Here is an 18414-nt window from a genome sequence, read left to right on the forward strand (position 1 = left end):
TTTTCAGCTAAATTTCGGTGGTTTTGAGGTCTTGAGCGAAAAGATGGGGGCTTGGCTGAGCGCAGTTGAAGCCCGTTTATGGGGTGCTGGTTGATAGCCGGTCATCTGGCCTAATGGCAGTTTACCGAAATCAACATGGCCAACGGATTCGAAAATGGCTTCAACCATCTGCAAATCACGTTCTGTTTCCATCTGTAACAGGGCATTTTTCTGTTCTTGGGACAAGAATACCGGCAGTTTGTCTATGGCGGACTGGAGATACCGTTTACGAAGATCATCTTTGCGCTGTACGGCTTCCAGCATCGCATCCTGCGTTTCAATTTTTTGGTTAAGCTCCAACAACCGACCAGATAACATCAATAATTCCCCTTCTGCCGTCTGCGCGCGGTTCACGGATTCAATCATCATTTCGTGTTCACGCATTTTTTCAAAATGCGCAGAGAGGTCAAGGGCGGCGCTTTCACTAAAACCCGCGTCGGTGAACGTCTGGACAATGTGGTTTTGTCGGTCTGAAACGGATTCCGCCATCATGATTTCACGGTCAAGGCTGATGTAGTTTGGCGTCGTGACATAATCAAAGCCATAAAAACGGCGAACAACGGATTTCCAGGGACTGTCAGAGCCCCCGGTAACCCAACTCCACCCGCCGGCACGGGATCGCTCCATGCCTTTAACTATGCGCCCGGTATCCGTGTCCAACAGCTCCTGCGTATGGGTCACAATCCCGGTATCATCGATACTGATAGCAACGGTGCGGTTAGACGGAACATTATCCAACGCAACCGGCTTACCCTCGACCATGATAAAGCTGGTTTCCGGCAAGCGTAGTTCGCCCGTGCGCTTGTAATATTCTTCACGGCGGTTGTGGCCATAAAAGCCATAGAGTTCCCCTAATGCCATCCGTTCTTTCACTTCGTTGCTTTCCAGTGAGGCTTTCACGGAGCTGAGCACATAGTTTCGGGCATTCTGTGGGGTGTGTTTTCGCACATTCTCAATCACTGAAAAGCGGTCAGTGACAGTGGTTAAATGATTCATGGTTTTCCTTAAAAATCGGTACAAAGGCGAGTTAGTTCGTAATCAGGGTGAAAAATTTTTTTAATTCGTCATGACTCATGGAGTCGATATCGATCCCAGAGGAAGCGGGGGTGGATTCCATCATTTCATTGTCCCCGCTATCGTCTTGTGTGGCCTTGAATTCTTTCATCATGGCCTTTGCGGTCTCGGGATCAATTTCCATGGTGTCGGCCAATGTGTACTGCATAAAGGTGTCTGAACCGCTCATTTTCGGGTTATTGAGCAAGGCATCAACAATGGTCACCACCTGGGCAGAGTAGTTAGCCCGGCTGTCGAGTTCACGGTTTCGCTGCTCCTGAATGGCGGTGTTCAGGGAGTTGAAAGTGATCTGGTAGGGGCGGTCATTGGGTGGAAAGACCTTGCCGTATTTGAAGGCGCAATGAATATCAATAATGCGATAGATGGCCTCTGAACAGCCATGCCGTATCCAGTCACTGCGTTCAGCCGCGCTGCTGGAGGTTTGTTGCCATCCCCCTTCACCAAGACCGCCGCTCATTTGATCTGCCCAGCCCAGCAGGGTGGCATCGATACCCAGCGAAGCCGCCAGCTGACGCAGGTGAAACATCACATCTTCAATGCCGGTAATATCGGCGGGAATGGTTTGGGTATCAACCACAATGCCGCCTTTCCCGTCACCCATCACCGGGATCACATGGTTCATCACCGTCGGCAAGGCGTTGCCGTTCAGCATACGGCGCTGAATTTCTACGGCGTTGCGTTTTAATCCCTGCGTCACGGAGCGTGTGTAATTGGCGGCTTGGGCGGGGTCTAAGGTGTTGGTGGTCAGGGCAACCAGACGGTCAATTTTGGCCGCGTTATTGCGGGTGGCTTTCAGTGCCTTTAAGGCATCACACAGGTTAACAAAGGCCTCATAGGAATGTTCAAGAAAACTGGCGCCGTAATTTTGGGTTTCGCGTAAGGGGGAATGCTCGATTGACGCCAGCAAGCTAAACCCTTTGCTGCCATAAATCATCGGGCGGTGGTCATAGCTGGGCACCCACGTGGGTAATTTCATGGCAATGAGATCCCACGGTTGCGCCAGGACGCGTTGATGCGTCTCAGGGTGCAATAAATAATCACCGGTAAATCCGGCCAGCTGGCCGCCGCGCACAAATTCCTGCACAAAATGCGGCAGGGTATGGAAGTCACTTTCCAGCGCAATGATGCCTTTCCCTTTTTCGGCATAGGGACGAATATAGGACGTGCCGAAAATGGTCATGATGCGCGCCCAGTTGGGCAGATTGGCGTTGATTAATTTCCCCAGGTCGCCTTGCAGTTCTTTGCAGTGTTGGCGGAGCGCATTATCGGAGGTGTCTTTGGGTTCAATCGTAATGATGGAACGCGACTTTTTGTCCATGCTTAGGGCATTGGCAATATGGATATTCAGTGCCGCAGCCACGGTCGGGGATTTGGCCATCATGCTTAAAAGCGCATACCTCGACAGCCGTTCTTCAGGCAGCTGAACACTGGCATGGATTTCATCGCCGGTGGCGGTAAACACCTCGGCGTCATCGTGATTGTTTTTGTAGGGCGCGATCCCCGAACGGGAAACGATAGCCCCGTTACTGCCTGAAATAGGGATACCATGCAGGTCATCACGATCAGCATGCGCGGGCAATAACTTGCGCAGGATGTCTATTGGTGACCACGACGTTTTGGATTTCACGGTTATTCCCCGCCAGTCATAAATTAAAGGTTTACTAGAATCGCCAATTCTAATGAACCTTTATTTCGAGACGTAAACATTGGGCGATAAATTAACCGCGACGAAAAATGGCACCGCGTTATTTTTGGGCGTGACCAGTATAGCTGAACTGATCCGGGTTATCCGGTCAGCCTCATTAACCCGATCTCCGGCCGTCTTTGGCATTACCAAAGCCGAGGGGGTCAGTATTGAACGAACACGAAAACAGGCCAATGCGGAAGCGATGGCGCTGCTTGATGCGCTCCCGCCTGATTTTGACGGATATCAGCTCACGGATGAACAGCGCCAGACTCTGGCCGGTTATACGGGACTGGGGGGCATTGGTGGCTCGGAATACGAATATTACACCCCCCAGCATGTGGCCGCCGGCATGTGGGACATGATGAAAGCCTATGGTGCCGATACCGGCAATATGCTTGAGCCGTCAGCGGCGACCGGGGTCTTTCAGGAAACCAAACCGAAAGGGGTTATTTGTACGTCCACCGAAATCAGCGACATCTCCGGCCGCATTAACCAGCTGTTGCACCCGGAAGACCAGGTTTCCCTCTCCCCGTTTGAAAAGCTCGCCGCCAGTACCCCGGATGATTATTTCGATAGCTGCCTCGGCAATGTGCCCTTTGGCGCCAGCCGTGGCGGGTTTGGCCATTTTGATCCGGCCTATTCCGACGTGAAAAACGTGGGCGTGTATTTTGTTTTGCGTATTTTGGACAAAATCAAGCCGAACGGGCTGGCCTGTATTGTGGTGCCCTACGGCATGACCAGTGGGAAGACGTACACCAAATTACGTGAACAGGTTTCCCGTAAGGCGGAGTTTTTAGGGGCGCACCGTTTGCCGTCAGGCACCTTTGAAGAAAACGGCACTGCCACCGCGGTGGATATTTGGGTGCTGAGAAAACACCCCGTCGAGCTGGCCGAAAAAATCCTGATGGCAGAGGAGGCGGCTCTGAAATCGGCCAATGTGTTATGGCATACCTATCTGACCGGAAAATGGTTTGAACAGGACGGGCGCAAATTCCAACACGGCGAGTCCAGCATTGAAGGTTCAGGCAAGTTTAAGCGGCTGGTGGTGAAAAATGACCAGATAACCGCCGATGAGATGAAGAAAAACTTGGCGCATAAGTTTGCATCGCGGATCGACTGGGACGCCCTGAATCTGATAGAACCGGCTTTCTCACCCCTGGCGGAAGGCGAAAAACGGTTTATCAATGGCCGTTGGTATCAAATGGAATCAGGCCGGTTGGTTTATGATGCCAGTGCCAAGACCACGAAACTCGATCCCGATCGTTACGGTGTCACGACGTATGAAGAACTGTCGACGTTGTTGTCCACGCCCGAAGCGTTGTTAACGCTCAACTTTGAGCAGGTTTCTGCTATCGCTCAAGATTATCCAGAAACGTTCCCGTCGGAATACCGTGCAATCATCACCTTCTCTCAAGGCCAATCGCCGTCTGTGCGTGAAAAAGCCTGGCGCGGCTCCCTCATCGGGAAGCGTATCGCGGTCATGCAGGATTTAATGGCGTCAGGTGCCGATGGTGAACACTTAGAGGCTATTCGCGCCCAGGTCGAACAGCTCATCAAGCATGAGATGGCGCGCGGGGGCAATCCGCACGGTGGCCGTCGCGTGAAAGTGTCCGGCAGCGGCGGGGCAGACTGGCTGAAATTTAAAGCTAGTGTGACCAAAGAGGGCAATTTATCAGACCTGATCCAGGGCACACTGGATATCGGTGCTCGGGAGGCGTATGACAGTACCGATCCCGAAGCGGTTATCCGACACTTGTTTAATCAAATTGATTTAGATCCGATTACCCTGGCTGCGTTTCGGGCGCATTACACCGGGGAGTTACCGTCGAATGATGACGAATTGCTGGCATTGCTTGCCGGCAAAGACGGGATAGCGATTTCTGCCGACGGCCATGTGTTGCCGATGGACAGAGCCACCTGTGGTGACATTGGCCTGATGAACAGCCAAATCATGGCGGTATTGCCGTATGCCCGTGAAGGTGCCGTCAAAGAAAACTATCTGCGCCAGCTGGAAGAAATCCAGCGTAAGCGCAACTGGACGGAGGTTGATAACATCTCGTTCTCGCTGAACTCGCGCTGGATGGATCGCCGCCTGATGCTGGAGTTTTTAAACGAGCAAGGCTATGACGCGCTGAAATATATCGAAAAAGTGGAAGTGGAAGACGGGCAACTCGTCTCCGATCTGGATTATCGCGGCAAGAATGGGGTCTTTGTTGGGTACCGACACAAAACGGTCATGACCAAAGACAAGGAAACAGGGACGGTCATTCCACAGTATAAGCGGGTCAGGGGCAAAGACGGGTTTGCCGATCAGCTGGAGAATTACCTGAACGGCATCAAACCGCGCGGGCAGCACGAAGCGGCACATCTGGCGCGGATCAAACGGCTGGAGGACGATTTTAACGTTTGGATCCGACAGCATGATGAAATTGACGGCCTGGTTCAGCAATATAACGATGCGTTCAATGCCTATATCCCTTATGAACATTCCGGCGCGAGCCTGAACCTCAGTGGCATTTCGGGTAAACGCATTCCCTTTGGTTATCAAAACGCCGAAGTCAGGCGGTTATCGGAAGACGGGCGGGGCATACTGGGTTTTGGTACCGGATTGGGCAAGACCACCACCGGCATGGCCTTGGAAGCGTTTAACTTCGAAAACGGCCGCAGCAAGCGGACGCCGATTGTGGTGCCGAAAGCCGTGCTGGAGAACTGGTATCACGAAGCCCAGTCTTTCTACAGCAAAGAGGCGTTAAAAGGCTTCTTGTTTGTGGGGTTGGATGAAATCTTTGATGACGAGGGACATCATCGCCAGGTACCGGTGCTGGACGCCACCGGCCAGCCGGAATTGGACAAGGCTACCGGCCAGCCGCGCTACCGTAACGCCATCAAAATCGCCAGTAGCGCCACGATTAAAGAACGGATGAACCTGATCCCGCAGTCCAATTACCGGGCGGTGGTCATGACCAAAGAGCAGTATGCGGCCATTCCCCTGCGGGCAGAGACGATCAATGACCACGCGCATGATGTGCTGTTTGCGATGGCCGAGGCGGGGCGCGTCAATCTCGACGGGCAAAAGCACCGGGATGCGAAGAAGAAAAACAGCATCTTGGCCGATGGCAGTGATACCGGCAGCCAGAAAAAGCCGGATTTTCCCTATTTTGAAGACATGGGCTTTGATAATGCGATTATCGATGAAGGCCATAACTACCGCAACAGCTATTCTGCCGGTCGGGAGGCATCACAACTGGCGTATCTGCCGACCTCAGCATTAGCGAAATCCGCCCGTGATATGGCCGTCAAGAATGCTTATCTGATGCGGCGCAATAATGGCCGGGGTGCGGTGATGCTCACGGCGACGCCCCTGGTGAACAGCCCGATTGATGCGTTTAATATGCTTTCCCATATCGTGCCCATGGAGGAATGGCAACGCATGGGGATCTACACGCCGGATGATTTTGTGAAGGTGTTCGGGATGACCGAATATGTGGATGTCCAAAAGATATCGGGGGAGATTGAAACCAAGCTGGGGTTAGTCGGGTTCCAGAATTTGGACGGCTTACGCGGCATTTTCCACCGCTGGGCGACGCTGAAAGAGGCGAAGGACGTGTCCAGTGAAGTCGCTATCCCGGCGGTAGTGCCGCAGACGGAATCCGTGCCGATGACGGCGTATCAGCAAGCGGTGTATGAAGAGCTGCGCAAACGGGCGGACGCATTATCCAAACCGACACTACCGGGGTTGGGAGGAGACGAAGAAAAACCCGAAGATTCCATTTTTGCGATTATCCGGGACATGGACAGGGTGTGTACGGATCCCGATTTGTATAACCGCACCGTCACCTTCCGGTTTAAGCAATCCCATCGGGAGGCCGTTAACGCGCTGCGGGACGATTTGCCCGTCAGTGTGACGGAATTGGATGAGGATGAAGACGAAACCCTCACGGCCAACGCCGAGGCAGTGGTGCGCGAAGAGGGGGAATTTGTAGCATTGGTTGTCTCCGAGTTATACGAGGCGGAAGTGATTAAGCGCTTGGCGATGTTTGGTTTGCGTGAAGAGGACATTTCGCACCCCATTCCGCCCAAATATTCGAAGTTGATTGCGAACCTGAAAACAGAAATGGCCGGCGGGGGCAAACAAATCATCTTTTCGGACGAAAAAACTCAGCATGAAAAATTGCGCCGTATTCTCGCCCAGGCGCTGGGCATGAAACGGGAAGACATCGGTATCTTGAATGCCACCACGGTAGCGCAGGCATCCAAAGCCAACAGTAAGAAGCTGAAGAAGGTGAAACGTCCCGCGGAACCGAAAGAAGACGCGACCCCAGAGCAGTTGGAGAAGTATTACGCGCAACAAGCCGCGTTTGATGAGTATGTGGCTGCCCAAAATGAGATTTCGCTGAGCGGGATAGAAAAGATTGCCTCGGACTACAACGAAGGCCGAACGCCGATCATTATCTGCAATAAGAAGGCGGAGGTGGGCATTAACTTGCACATTGGCACCACGGCGATGCACCACTTAACCCTTCCCTGGACACCGGCCTCACTGAACCAACGAAACGGCCGCGGCGCCCGCGTGGGTTCCAGCAGTGAGAGCGTCAAGGCGTATTACTATTGCGGTACAGGGTCATTTGATGAGTTCCGTTTGGACACGATGCAACGCAAGGCCAATTGGATCACCGATATTCTCACGTCGGATGCAGCAAAAATGGCGAATGCCGATGCCAACAGTGCAGAGGAAATGCGGTTATTGTTGGCCTCAGATCCCGAAGAGCGGGAGCGTGTCCGCCGTGAACAAGTTGAGAAAGCCGAAACCTTAGCCCGCGAAAAAGCCAAACAGCGGGCAGAGATTGATCTGGCAAATTATTTGAAGGCGCAACACGCCAGCAAAGGCAATGCGCAGTCAGTCGAAGACACGATTCAGGCCAGCCAAGCCAACATGGCAGCAACACAAGCCAAACTGAACCAGGAGGCGTATCAGTCGGCAGAATGGCAGAAAGAACTTAAAACAGAGATTGCCCAATACAAGGACGTCATCACGAAACAAGAACGTTTGCTGACCCGGATGCGCAAATCGGAGAACCTCATTAAACGCTTGCGGCCAGAAATCAAACATGCGATTGAGGCCGGCTATCTGGAGGTTGAACCGGATATTGTCGATCATGGGGCTGAATATTATGTGGCGAAAGATAAACGACTCTTTCGCACCGGGCGGGTTTATCACTGCCGGATGTTGAGGAGTAAATACAGTTATCGCAAAGATAACTATTTGGTTCGCCTCAAGGCCATCAATATTGATAGCGGTATCGCTACCGTCGAGCAATTATGGTGTGATGAATATGATGCCACACTCCAGCCGTCGGTAACCCTGCCAGTGACCAATTTAGGTGCAGAGACTGATTTTTCAGAGAGCGAAGTGGCATTAAAATCCTGGATGTTTGGGGGATTACGCATTGAAGAGGCGGTATCACGGCTGAATCAGCAGCAATTTGCCGCCTACCTCAAATCGGGTGATCTGCGATTCAAAAATGACGGGGTGGTCTACCGGGCAGAGGGCGGTTTCGCTCTCAAAAGATTATTGTATTCCTATGGGGTGCCGCCTGAGCTTAGAGACTGGCTAAAGGAGAATGCGGACACTATCATCTATCCCGACACGGCCGATGATGTGTTGAAAACAAAAGTGGCTGAGTATTATCGTCAACACGGCCGCTATTATGTGGATAGAGGGTTTTTAATCGCCTTGTTCGGTGCCAACTACGAAACCGCGATGGCCAGTTATGGGGAAAGCGCCAGTCAGTCATTTGTCACTGAATTTGTTGCAGAATATATTTCAAAAACGTTAGAAGAAGCCAGCACCGGAATTGCCAACATATCAGGAACGGGCTCCAGACAGTTACGTCATTTTATTCAAGATGGGCATTACAATGCTCAGGAGTTTATCAACCACGCTTTTGGTCGTCTTGCCCGCAGAGGAAGTGCATTCCCTGCTCCCAGCCAATACCAAAACACCGAGGATTTTGATAAGGCATTTCATGAGCAATGTCAGGTAATAGTCACACGTTTGAACGAGGCTATTGCTACACACGGTAAAGCAGAGGTGCATAACGCCTATCGGGTGTTTACATCTGCGTTAAATGCGAATTTGGCTACAGTGATAGAACGTGTGCAGGCGTTTCCGGGCTATCGCCGTTTCGAAGAAAATTATTCGCTGTCTGATGGGATATTTGTAACGGATTTCGCCAATTTATTTGCCGATGCGGTGGCGTTGGGCTTTATTGAAGCACATGAAATCACCGAATCCTTGTTTCTGGCCGTTCAGCAACGTGATGAATTGCTTGATACAATTCACTCACTCTACAGCAAATCACGCTATGAGGACGCATTCTGGGATACAATCAAGGTGAAGGCCGGCCTTATCTCTCAGGAGAGAGTGGATCATGCCAACGCGGAGAAAGCCAGAATAGAACAGGAAGCCCAAGACATCCGCGTCGCTCAGTTGGAAAAAAACATCCTTGTGAAAACTAACGGCACGCATATTCGCGGCGGTAAAGGTGCTAACCGTTATGATTACGCGCCGGATGGCTGTTATTGCTTGAATGATACCCGAGGCAAAGCGGGTGCGCTGTTCGAAGCAAAAGAGGAATTGAAAGCGGATTTTAACGCCAAATATTATAATGGCCGCAACCCGGGTGACGAGTTAGCCGGCAGCTGGTGGCTTATTTCAAAAGACCATGCGTTGGATGATATTTTATCCGTTATTCAAAAGCACGAATAATTAATTATGGAGCTGCGCCCTATTTGGGCGCATTGAAATCAATGACGACACTGATTGACACTATTCAACCCCCAGAAGCCTACCTGGAAAGCCTGTTGGCTGAAGCCATTGGCACAAAGACAGAGCAGGCGTATGTGGAATTTTACCTAACGAACCTGATCACCCGCCTGAAAAAAGAGCCGAGATTGTATCGGGCTTTCGGTGCCTGGTGGCCGGGTATGAAATCGCTGATGATTGCGCAGGGAGAGCAAGCGTTTGGTGCCCTTGTGGATACCGATGTTGCCGCGATTTATAGCATGAATCGCCCTGCGTTGACCGTGGTGGCGGCACACCTGTATTCGAATGAACGCGTTGAAAACGGGGCGGTGTATTCCCAGTGCCATACGTTTGAGGTGAGTGAGGCGTCTGGGGATACCGAACCTTATCTGTGGTTCAGCGATGACGCTGAGATGGAAACGCTGATCCAGGCGAGGGGGAAAGGGTGAGCAAGGGCAAAAATACCCATAAAAAGACCTATTATACACTGGATGAGTTGAAGGGGCTGGCAGAGGCACGCGGGTATCTCTTGCATTTTAATCCTTATTTTAAAGTCTTCGAACTGAAGGATAAAAAGCACCCTGAAAATTGGTGTTGGGTTATTCGGCCATCTAATGAGGTGAAAGTGGGGCAAATCAGGGAATGCCCGATGCAGGAATGGGATGACATGATTGATTTCAATATTGCCCGTCTGAAGAAAAATGCGGTCAGTATTAACCAATGATTTATCTGGAATAAGTTAGATTTTATTATTGAAGTTTTAAAAATAATGGTTAGAATTTATTGTCGAAACTAAAAAATAAATCGTTAGAATTTTTCTCAGAACATGGGGTTTAAATTCACAAGAAAGAACCCGCCTTCTGGCGGGTATGTCACACACGCGGTGAAAAATAAAAAGTAAAAATCGATTAGAACTGAAATCATGTTGTTGGAGTGAGTATGCTTAGGGCTTCCGAGGAATGGTATAGCGATTACTGCGAAAGGACGAAGAAGAAAGGGCAACTCATTAAAGGTAAAAAGACTATCCCCAATCACCTCTCTGTCAGGTGGGACAAACCCAATAACACAGTGCGTTCCCCCCATGTTGTCGCGTTGGAAAAGTTAAATAAACATCCCGAATTGCTGAAGGGGAATCATGAACATTACGCCCAGGTGCGTTTTTTCTATCACTGTGAAATGAATGTGCCCGATATTTATACACTTCTGCATTCAACGCCTAACGGCGGATTACGCCATAAAAAAACAGGCGAACGCCTCAGAGCAGAGGGACAAAGAAAAGGTTACCCGGACGTTTCTCTCGATTTGGCCAAAGGGTGTTATCACGGTATGCGCCTCGAATTTAAGCATGGCGCCAATAAGCCTTCAGCAGAACAAAAGCAATGGCTGAATACCCTCTCTGAAGCGGGTTTTTACTGTGTTGTGGTTTATGGTGAACACGAAGCGATAGAGGCGGTCACCCAATATGGGGGCTTGGAAACCGGGGCATCACTGAGCGCGCATAAACATGATCATCTATGGAAGAGGTAGTAGGAAAATGGAATTTAATGAAGAGTTATTTTACACATGGTTACTCGATCAGCCTGCTATCAAACGTCATTCCACAAAATGGAAGATTGCCCACTGTATGGTCTGCTTGCTTGAATTATCTGTCGAAAATGCAGGAAAAAAGGTGCAGACGCGTCAATTATTTGAACGGGCAAACATCAATAAAGCCGGCCTTCATTATGCGGTCGGTGGGATAAAGAACTTATGGACGCTGATCCAGCGGGCTACCACTGATTACGCGCATTGCCTATCCGAGACACAAAAATCCATCATCAACGCTATTTTCTCGGATAAATTGCATCCGGATTCAGCGAGCAATTCTGTTGAAAACAAGCCGGATGTCCGCTTAATGGATTACCCTTCCGCGTTGAGTCTCATGATCCAACGGGACTACAGTATCTATCGGATGAGTTGGGCAGGCGGGCGGGTGAAATTGCACTGTGATAAGCGCAGAAAAGACGAACACGCCGAATTCTTATTTATCTCGCCTGAAGGTATTGCTATTTCCTGGAACCCTTCTGTTCAGGATCAGCTGGCCGATAACTGGGCGGTTTACCGTGCACCCTAAGATTTATCTCTCCGTGCCGCTTAATATGCCCATTCGTGAAGTGGCGTTAGTTATCATTGAAGCAAGGTACAAAAATGCCGGCTATGCGGTAAGTAACCCCGTACGGTTTAGTCACGCCGGGGCGAACTTAGGCTCATTAGGAACACGGGTGTGTATGCTTGTCCTTGCCAGTGAAGTGTGGTTCCCGAAAGATTTTGAACGCGATCCGGTGTGTGTGGCGGAATACCACTATGCGTATGCACTGGGTAAACACATTATCGTTGATAAACACCGGTTGTTATTGTGCTAGTTCGTTTCCTCCCTTAAAACTAAATAATTAGTTAGAATGTTATTATAAACATGGCAAAGAAATTCTATTACTTCAATGTCGCCTTTAGTCAGTTAGGGCTGGAGACGCAATCGGTGATCGTCAAACATCCCACACCAAGAATGACGCATCTTCGGTTATTGGAAGCTCAAACGAGTCTAGGTATCCGAGCGAGTTCAGCGATTATTAGTGTGAGTTTTTTGGGGAGAATGACAGAAAAACAATGGAATGAAGAAAGATGAGTATTCATCAACAACCCACACCAAAAACCCGTGAGATTGCAGTGTTAATTGATGCTGAATGCGCAGAATATGACGAATTGATCAGCATTATCGAAGCCCGTGATCAGGAGATTGCCCAGCTTAAACTAAGGGTCAATGAGCTGGTGGGCTGCTTGTTGAGTGGAACACTGAACATGGTACGCCAAATTTGCGCCAGCATGGCGAGGAGCGAGAACAGCCAGCCGTCCGTATTCGAAAAGCACGGCAGGAAAATCGGCTAAAAAAAGCAAGTTAACGCAGTTTTAGTATCCTTGTTGTTCAGCAACAAGAAATAAAAAATATTTAGAATTTACTTTCATGGCTCTAGGTGTGCCAATTTGCCAGACTTTTAGAAAGGATGAAGTAACGTTATGAGCAAAACAAGACAGCAGCAAAATTCATCGTATATGGCCGGCTATTTTGATGGGTATAGCGGAAATTGCTACTGCCTTGGTCGTGGCGCATCCAGTTTCCGGTCGTGGTATTACCGAGGATATGTGAAAGGTTCCTGTGATGCCGAGAAACGAACGGCAAGATATAGAATCGTAGGTAAGAGCATTCTTGGCCGCGTGTGGCATTCACTTTGGCAGAGGTAACACAATGATTGTGCTGTGATGAGCATACGTATAAATATTGAAGCATTTTGTTAGCATTAGCTGGCGCATAAAATCCAAGAGAGCACGCGATGAACGAAGACGAAATCCACCGCCTGAAAACAGAAATATCTGAAAGAATGGAAGCACTGATATTTTTAAAAGATCACATTGGCTGCTTCCCAAATAATATGGACTCTACATATACCGGACTTATTTTCAAAAAATGGCGGTTTATCAAATCACTTGAAAACGAAATTATTTTCGCCAATGGTGTACAACCTGCAATCACCGAAAGTGAATTTACTTTGGCGTTTAATGATATGAGTTAACTTCTCTGCCTGCTGGTTCAGCATCCTGTTCTGGTATCAATATTATCATTGTGATGACCGAATGAATAAATTCCGACCTGTGTTCTATTGGTTCAGCGAATTAGCAGAGTGATATCAGTTCGACACCCTTGACGGCACCAGAATTTTGCTAATCTGGCTGGTGGCCGTCCTTTTTTGATGTTCAGTGAATATTCTTCATATGAACAGCTTTCTGTCCTTCCTTCATATAGAGAACAATTAGATTGTAGGTATTATAAAGGTAGTGTAAATATACCTAACATTATGTATTTAATGTGTTTTTTATGAATTTGTTTTGTTTGAATTTTCAACGTAATAATGAGAATTTTAGAATCATTCTTTTTACCTCACGGAAGATTCAGATTTAATAGCAATTATGGAAAATAAATAATGATTCATTTCGGTTCAGTGTGTTCCGGGATTGAGGCTGCAAGTGTAGCTTGGGAACCGCTGGGTATGTCTCCGGTCTGGTTCAGCGAAATAGAAAAATTTCCCAATGCGGTACTAAAATACCATTGGCCGCATATCCATAATCTGGGAGATATGACCAGGCTCCCAGCGATGATTGCTGATAATCAGGCAGATGCGCCGGATATTTTGGTCGGTGGAACACCTTGTCAGGCGTTTAGTCTGGCTGGTCTTCGCAATGGTCTGAAAGACGAGCGAGGACAACTAACATTATCATTCGTGGAATTAGCCAATGCCATTGACACAGCTAGAGCCGAAAACGGCAAACCATCGTCTATCATCGTCTGGGAAAATGTACCAGGCGTCTTATCCAGTAAAGATAATGCCTTCGGCTGTTTTCTTGCAGGGCTTGCCGGAGAGGATGAACCGTTGCAGCCGTCAGGGAAAAAATGGACAAACGCAGGTTATGTGTCTGGATCACAAAGGAACATCGCATGGCGAGTGCTCGATGCTCAATATTTCGGAGTGGCCCAACGACGCCGACGTGTGTTTGTTGTCGCAAGTGCTCGAAAAAACTTCTGTCCCGCCACGGTACTTTTTGAGCCAGAAAGCATGCGCAGGGATACTCCGCCGAGCAGAAAGGAGAGGGAAGCCATTACCAGCGATGTTGTTCTCCGCCTTACAAGTGGTGGTGAAACAACAGGAACCTTGTTAGCTAGCTGTGGTAGCAAACAATTTCTGGGTAATCAGGAAGTTTTTTCTGGTGACTTCCATATTGTGTCATGTCAGCCTCAAAAATACAGCCATTGGGATTCTACGTTAAATCCACACCCGACCTTGAACCAAAGTCATAGCACAGGCGGGATAGGGATGAGCAATCAGGAAATATTTTCTCAGCGTGGCAGTGGGCTGATATCCCCCCACCGTCTGCTTTCATTTGGTGAATACCGAGCTGATGATATTGCCTCAACATTGAAGTTACGGGACTGCAAAAGCGCTACTGATTTGATGGTTTATTCACTGGCAGGAAATACGATAAACCGTGCATCTGGAAATGGTGGTAATGGCAAGGGTTATAAAGCTGAAATTTCTTACACATTGACTGAAAGCAAAGTTCACAGTGTGAGTCATGGTCATACCGTGCGCCGTCTAACACCAGTTGAATGCGAACGTTTACAGGGGTTTCCTGATAATCATACTCAGATTCCGTGGAACAAAAAATCAGAAGAAAACTGTCCCGATGGTCATCGCTATCAGGCGATAGGTAATTCAATGGCCGTGCCTGTCATGGCATGGATAGGAAAACGAATTCTGATGCAAAAGTGATTTGCTTCAACAATAGCAAATAGCATCTTTTTCTTTCCTTTAGCGATCGGTCTTGATGTTATTTGCACTTAGCCACTTAGGATATTGTTGACAATGTGAGTGTCTATATCCTTATTTATCTATATAATCACTGCATATTTAATTAATAACTTATTGTAATAATTGAATATTTATTTCTCTTTTCTGTTTTTTAGGTAATATAAAAATTATTTAGAATTTCCTTGGGATAGAGCGTGAAAGAGAAAATCTCCAATATCCATTTGGCAGATGTACTTCTGAGAGAAAATCGGCCTCTGACCGCTAAAGAGGTCATGGATTCCATTCGCCGGCACCATCCCCATATAGAAATAGACAAAGACTTTGTTTATGCCCGGCTTAACGTGTTTTGTTCGTCAAAAAACATTGTTTGCATCATGGATACCAGCGTTCGGCCAAGAACCTTTGAGATGAAATACATCACACAAGCACACTTCAAACCACGCAATGGAGTCTTTATTGATTTCTCTACAACAGTAATCCCTGCTGGTGGGGTTAAAGATGATGAAAAAAAGGCCGCAAAAAATGCAGCCTTATTATGTAAAATTTGGGATGACATTATCCGTAAGAGAGGAAAGACTAATATTTCATAGAACCCATTCAGAATATTTTTAAACCTGAATGTTTTTGATGTAATCCGCAGAAATGGGAAGAGGTCATGCCAGTGGCATTAGCCGAAAAGTGTTCATGAAAATTGAAATTCAGGTGCCCTATACTGGTCAGTAAGTCACGTATAGGGCAATAATCACAAAAATTAGCAAGTTTGGCCTCACTCGCCGTCTTTTTCTATCAATTCTCTGTAGTAAAAACCAACCAATCCTACTTTCGTTTTGACTTTCATTGTTAATGCAGCAGAACCAACTAAGTTTGCCAGTAAAGGAATTTTCTACTGGAATTTGCTTCAAGTTATATCGATAAAAAATTATATGGATGATATTTTTGTAAATTGTACATTGTTTTTTTGAAAAAACATAAAAAGTATGTACAATCATAATTATCTTACACATTTACATAAGGGTTGTGTATATGCAAAAAAATTACGGCGGGATTCCAGATATAGCGAAAAGAGCTGAATTCATGCTACAAGGGCTAAGTGATCAAATTGAACAACAACGAATAGAACTTGATCAAACTGAATATTACCAGAGATTTACAAAAAACTCTGTTGCCAAGATGCCTATGCTAAATCGGCGATCGGTAGATCAAGCCATAATAGAGATGGAAGAACAAGGATATGAATTTAGCAGGCGTCAGACTGGTTCTACTTCTCAGTATGCACTAACACTTCAAAATGTTATAGATATCTATAAACACCGTAATATTCCTACTTATCGAGAGAAGTGGGGAGATGCCTTCAGTATTTTCGTGGTTAATCTTAAAGGTGGGGTATCAAAAACTGTGTCAACCGTGACACTTGCTCATGGTTTACGTGCGCATCCATCTTTAATTCATAACGATTTACGTATATTAGTTATTGATATGGATCCACAGGCATCTAGCACAATGTTTTTAAGTCACCACAATAGCATTGGCTCTGTTTTGGAAACAGCGGCTCAAGCTATGCTTAATAACGTAAGTCGTGAACAACTTTTAGAACAATTTGTCCATCCTACGGTTATGCCTGGCGTAGATGTAATGCCAGCTTCTATTGATGATGCCTTTGTAGCAAGCGAGTGGAATCAACTGGTGCAACAATATTTGCCCGGTATGTCTCCGTCTAATGTGTTACGAAAAACGGTTATTGAGCGCCTTTCTAAAGATTATGATTTTATTTTCATTGATACGGGGCCACATCTGGATGCATTTATGCTTAATGCCATTGCAGCCAGTAATCTTTTGCTGACTCCAACTCCCCCAGCCCAAGTTGATTTCCATTCAACAATGAAATATCTGACTCGATTGCCTGAAATGATCGAACGTATTGAGGAAGAGGGAATAGAACTAAATTTGCAGGGTAATATTGGTTTCATGTCGAAAATGGGACTCAAATATGACCATCAAACTTCACAAAGCTATGCCCGTGAAGTTTTCACTGCTTCAATGCTTGATGCATCACTTCCACGATTAGATGGATTTGAACGTTGTGGTGAAACTTTTGATACGGTAATTAGTGCCAATCCGGCATCGTATCCAGGAAGCCCAGATGCATTAAGGAATGCCAAGAACCAGGCGGATATTTTCGTTCGTGCTGTATTCGACAGAATTGAGTATATAAGGAGTCAACAATGAGCAAAAACAAAACCATTCGGCGACTTGGGCGGACAATGGGAAATTCTCCACTCAATCATATGATGAATTCTCAGGAAGCTGAAAAACGAACCTTTACTCTTTCCTCTGGAAAAAAAGTGGTTTTTACACGCCAGCATATTCCTGCAAATGAGTTGGAAGAAAAAACATTTGTTGATCCTGCCATTAATGGCCGCGACCAAAGCACGTTAACTAGAGAATCCTTACAGGATATTATTAGAACGATAATCCTACAGCAGTTTTTCCCGGCCATCGGGCGTGTCATTGATGGGAATATTGAAATACTGGATGGTTCACGCCGTCGTGCCGCCTGTATTTTTCTGAATATAGGGTTGGATGTTCTACTTACTGATGAAAGCATTGACGTGCAAGATGCCCGCCAATTGGCCGCGGATTTACAGACAGCTAAAGAACATAATTTACGAGAATTGGGATTGCGTTTTCAGTTCATGCTGGATAGTGGAATGAAACAGCGTGATATTGCTGAAGTTGAGGGTATTTCAACTGCAAAAGTCACGCGAGCATTGCAAGCAGCGTCAGTTCCAGCAGAAATGATTGCTTTTTTCCCAGTTGTTTCCGAATTATCTCTATCAGACTATAAGTTCTTGCTGAGTATGATGGAACAGGTTAAGAAATTAAATCTTTCATTAGACGAAATATTGGATGAAATCCGTGACAAGATGGAACAGGTTGAAATAAAAGAACAAACTCCAGATGCCATTAAAAACGCTATTATGAGTCATTTCCGTAGTGTAAAACTAACACGGAAATCCAGCCATTCAGATCCCGTTACTGTGAGTCAATTGAGGATATTTGAAGATAAACGCACTTATGCACGGCGCAAAGAACACCAGAAAAACAGAACAGTTGTGTATGAATTTTCGCGCCTTGATAAAGAACTTCAATCACGTATTGATTTAGCTTTAAATGAAATTTTTGAATCATCTGAAAATGAAGAAACATTCTCAGTTGATAATCATTGACGCTTACGTACCTTGAAGACAAAAATTCCTACGGTTTCAAGTGTATTCACTCAGACTAGATCTGACACTTCTATTTGAAAAGAAGAGAGTTATTCTCTTTGGTGAAAGGCTTCGAATCTTAAATCAAAGAGTGTAACTCTCATACTTCATACCAGCAAATCAAGAACCCAAAAAATTCTTAATCTG

The 18414-nt window shown here is 47.0% G+C and carries 14 protein-coding genes; 12 read left to right on the plus strand and 2 right to left on the minus strand.

The features are described 5' to 3' along the window. Positions 1-3: 3 nt before the first annotated feature. Together BM100_RS12010 and BM100_RS12015 are read right to left on the minus strand one after the other, a co-directional pair. Entirely contained in the window at positions 4-1035 is a 1032-nt protein-coding gene (locus BM100_RS12010; RefSeq protein WP_092511249.1) for a hypothetical protein, read from the minus strand. 31 nt (positions 1036-1066) lie between these two features. After that, positions 1067-2740: a phage portal protein gene (locus BM100_RS12015; RefSeq protein WP_092511251.1), complete on the minus strand. Its 1674-nt coding sequence runs from the start codon at positions 2738-2740 to the stop codon at positions 1067-1069. 79 nt (positions 2741-2819) lie between these two features. On the opposite strand from BM100_RS12015, the gene BM100_RS12020 reads away from it, so the two are divergent. From BM100_RS12020 to BM100_RS12075, 12 genes are all read left to right on the plus strand, one after another. After that, entirely contained in the window at positions 2820-9569 is a 6750-nt protein-coding gene (locus BM100_RS12020; protein WP_244590664.1) for an N-6 DNA methylase, read from the plus strand. 41 nt (positions 9570-9610) lie between these two features. Further along, positions 9611-10054 carry an olxA gene (locus BM100_RS12025; protein ID WP_244590665.1) on the plus strand — a complete coding sequence of 148 codons (444 nt, stop codon included), beginning with the start codon at positions 9611-9613 and terminating at the stop codon, positions 10052-10054. Then, a complete protein-coding gene (locus BM100_RS12030; RefSeq protein ID WP_092511253.1) occupies positions 10051-10329 on the plus strand; it encodes a hypothetical protein in 279 nt (92 codons plus the stop codon). Before BM100_RS12025 ends, BM100_RS12030 begins: the two co-directional genes overlap by 4 nt. Positions 10330-10544: 215 nt before the next feature. Beyond that, positions 10545-11132: a VRR-NUC domain-containing protein gene (locus BM100_RS12035; RefSeq protein ID WP_139216958.1), complete on the plus strand. Its 588-nt coding sequence runs from the start codon at positions 10545-10547 to the stop codon at positions 11130-11132. 7 nt (positions 11133-11139) lie between these two features. Continuing rightward, positions 11140-11718, plus strand: coding sequence for a Thoeris anti-defense Tad2 family protein (locus tag BM100_RS12040; RefSeq protein WP_092511257.1), 579 nt, complete (start codon positions 11140-11142; stop codon positions 11716-11718). Continuing rightward, positions 11708-12007, plus strand: coding sequence for a hypothetical protein (locus tag BM100_RS22575; RefSeq protein ID WP_139216959.1), 300 nt, complete (start codon positions 11708-11710; stop codon positions 12005-12007). Before BM100_RS12040 ends, BM100_RS22575 begins: the two co-directional genes overlap by 11 nt. Positions 12008-12263: 256 nt before the next feature. Beyond that, positions 12264-12527 (plus strand): hypothetical protein, encoded by a 264-nt coding sequence (locus BM100_RS12050; protein WP_092511261.1) that lies wholly within the window; start codon positions 12264-12266, stop codon positions 12525-12527. A 443-nt stretch (positions 12528-12970) separates the two neighbouring features. Further along, positions 12971-13210, plus strand: a complete 240-nt coding sequence (locus BM100_RS12055; RefSeq protein WP_092511263.1) for a hypothetical protein — start codon at positions 12971-12973, stop codon at positions 13208-13210. Positions 13211-13618: 408 nt separating this feature from the next. Beyond that, complete coding sequence (locus tag BM100_RS12060; RefSeq protein ID WP_092511265.1) at positions 13619-14962, plus strand: DNA cytosine methyltransferase; 1344 nt, start codon at positions 13619-13621, stop codon at positions 14960-14962. 233 nt (positions 14963-15195) lie between these two features. Beyond that, entirely contained in the window at positions 15196-15591 is a 396-nt protein-coding gene (locus BM100_RS12065) for a hypothetical protein (RefSeq protein ID WP_092511267.1), read from the plus strand. A gap of 433 nt (positions 15592-16024) precedes the next feature. Beyond that, positions 16025-17227 carry an AAA family ATPase gene (locus tag BM100_RS12070; RefSeq protein WP_092511269.1) on the plus strand — a complete coding sequence of 401 codons (1203 nt, stop codon included), beginning with the start codon at positions 16025-16027 and terminating at the stop codon, positions 17225-17227. Continuing rightward, positions 17224-18228, plus strand: coding sequence for a ParB family protein (locus BM100_RS12075; protein WP_092511271.1), 1005 nt, complete (start codon positions 17224-17226; stop codon positions 18226-18228). The genes BM100_RS12070 and BM100_RS12075 overlap by 4 nt, the downstream gene beginning before the upstream one ends. Positions 18229-18414: the final 186 nt, after the last annotated feature.

The sequence above is a fragment of the Xenorhabdus mauleonii genome (genome assembly GCF_900113945.1).
In the GTDB taxonomy this organism is placed as follows: domain Bacteria; phylum Pseudomonadota; class Gammaproteobacteria; order Enterobacterales; family Enterobacteriaceae; genus Xenorhabdus; species Xenorhabdus mauleonii.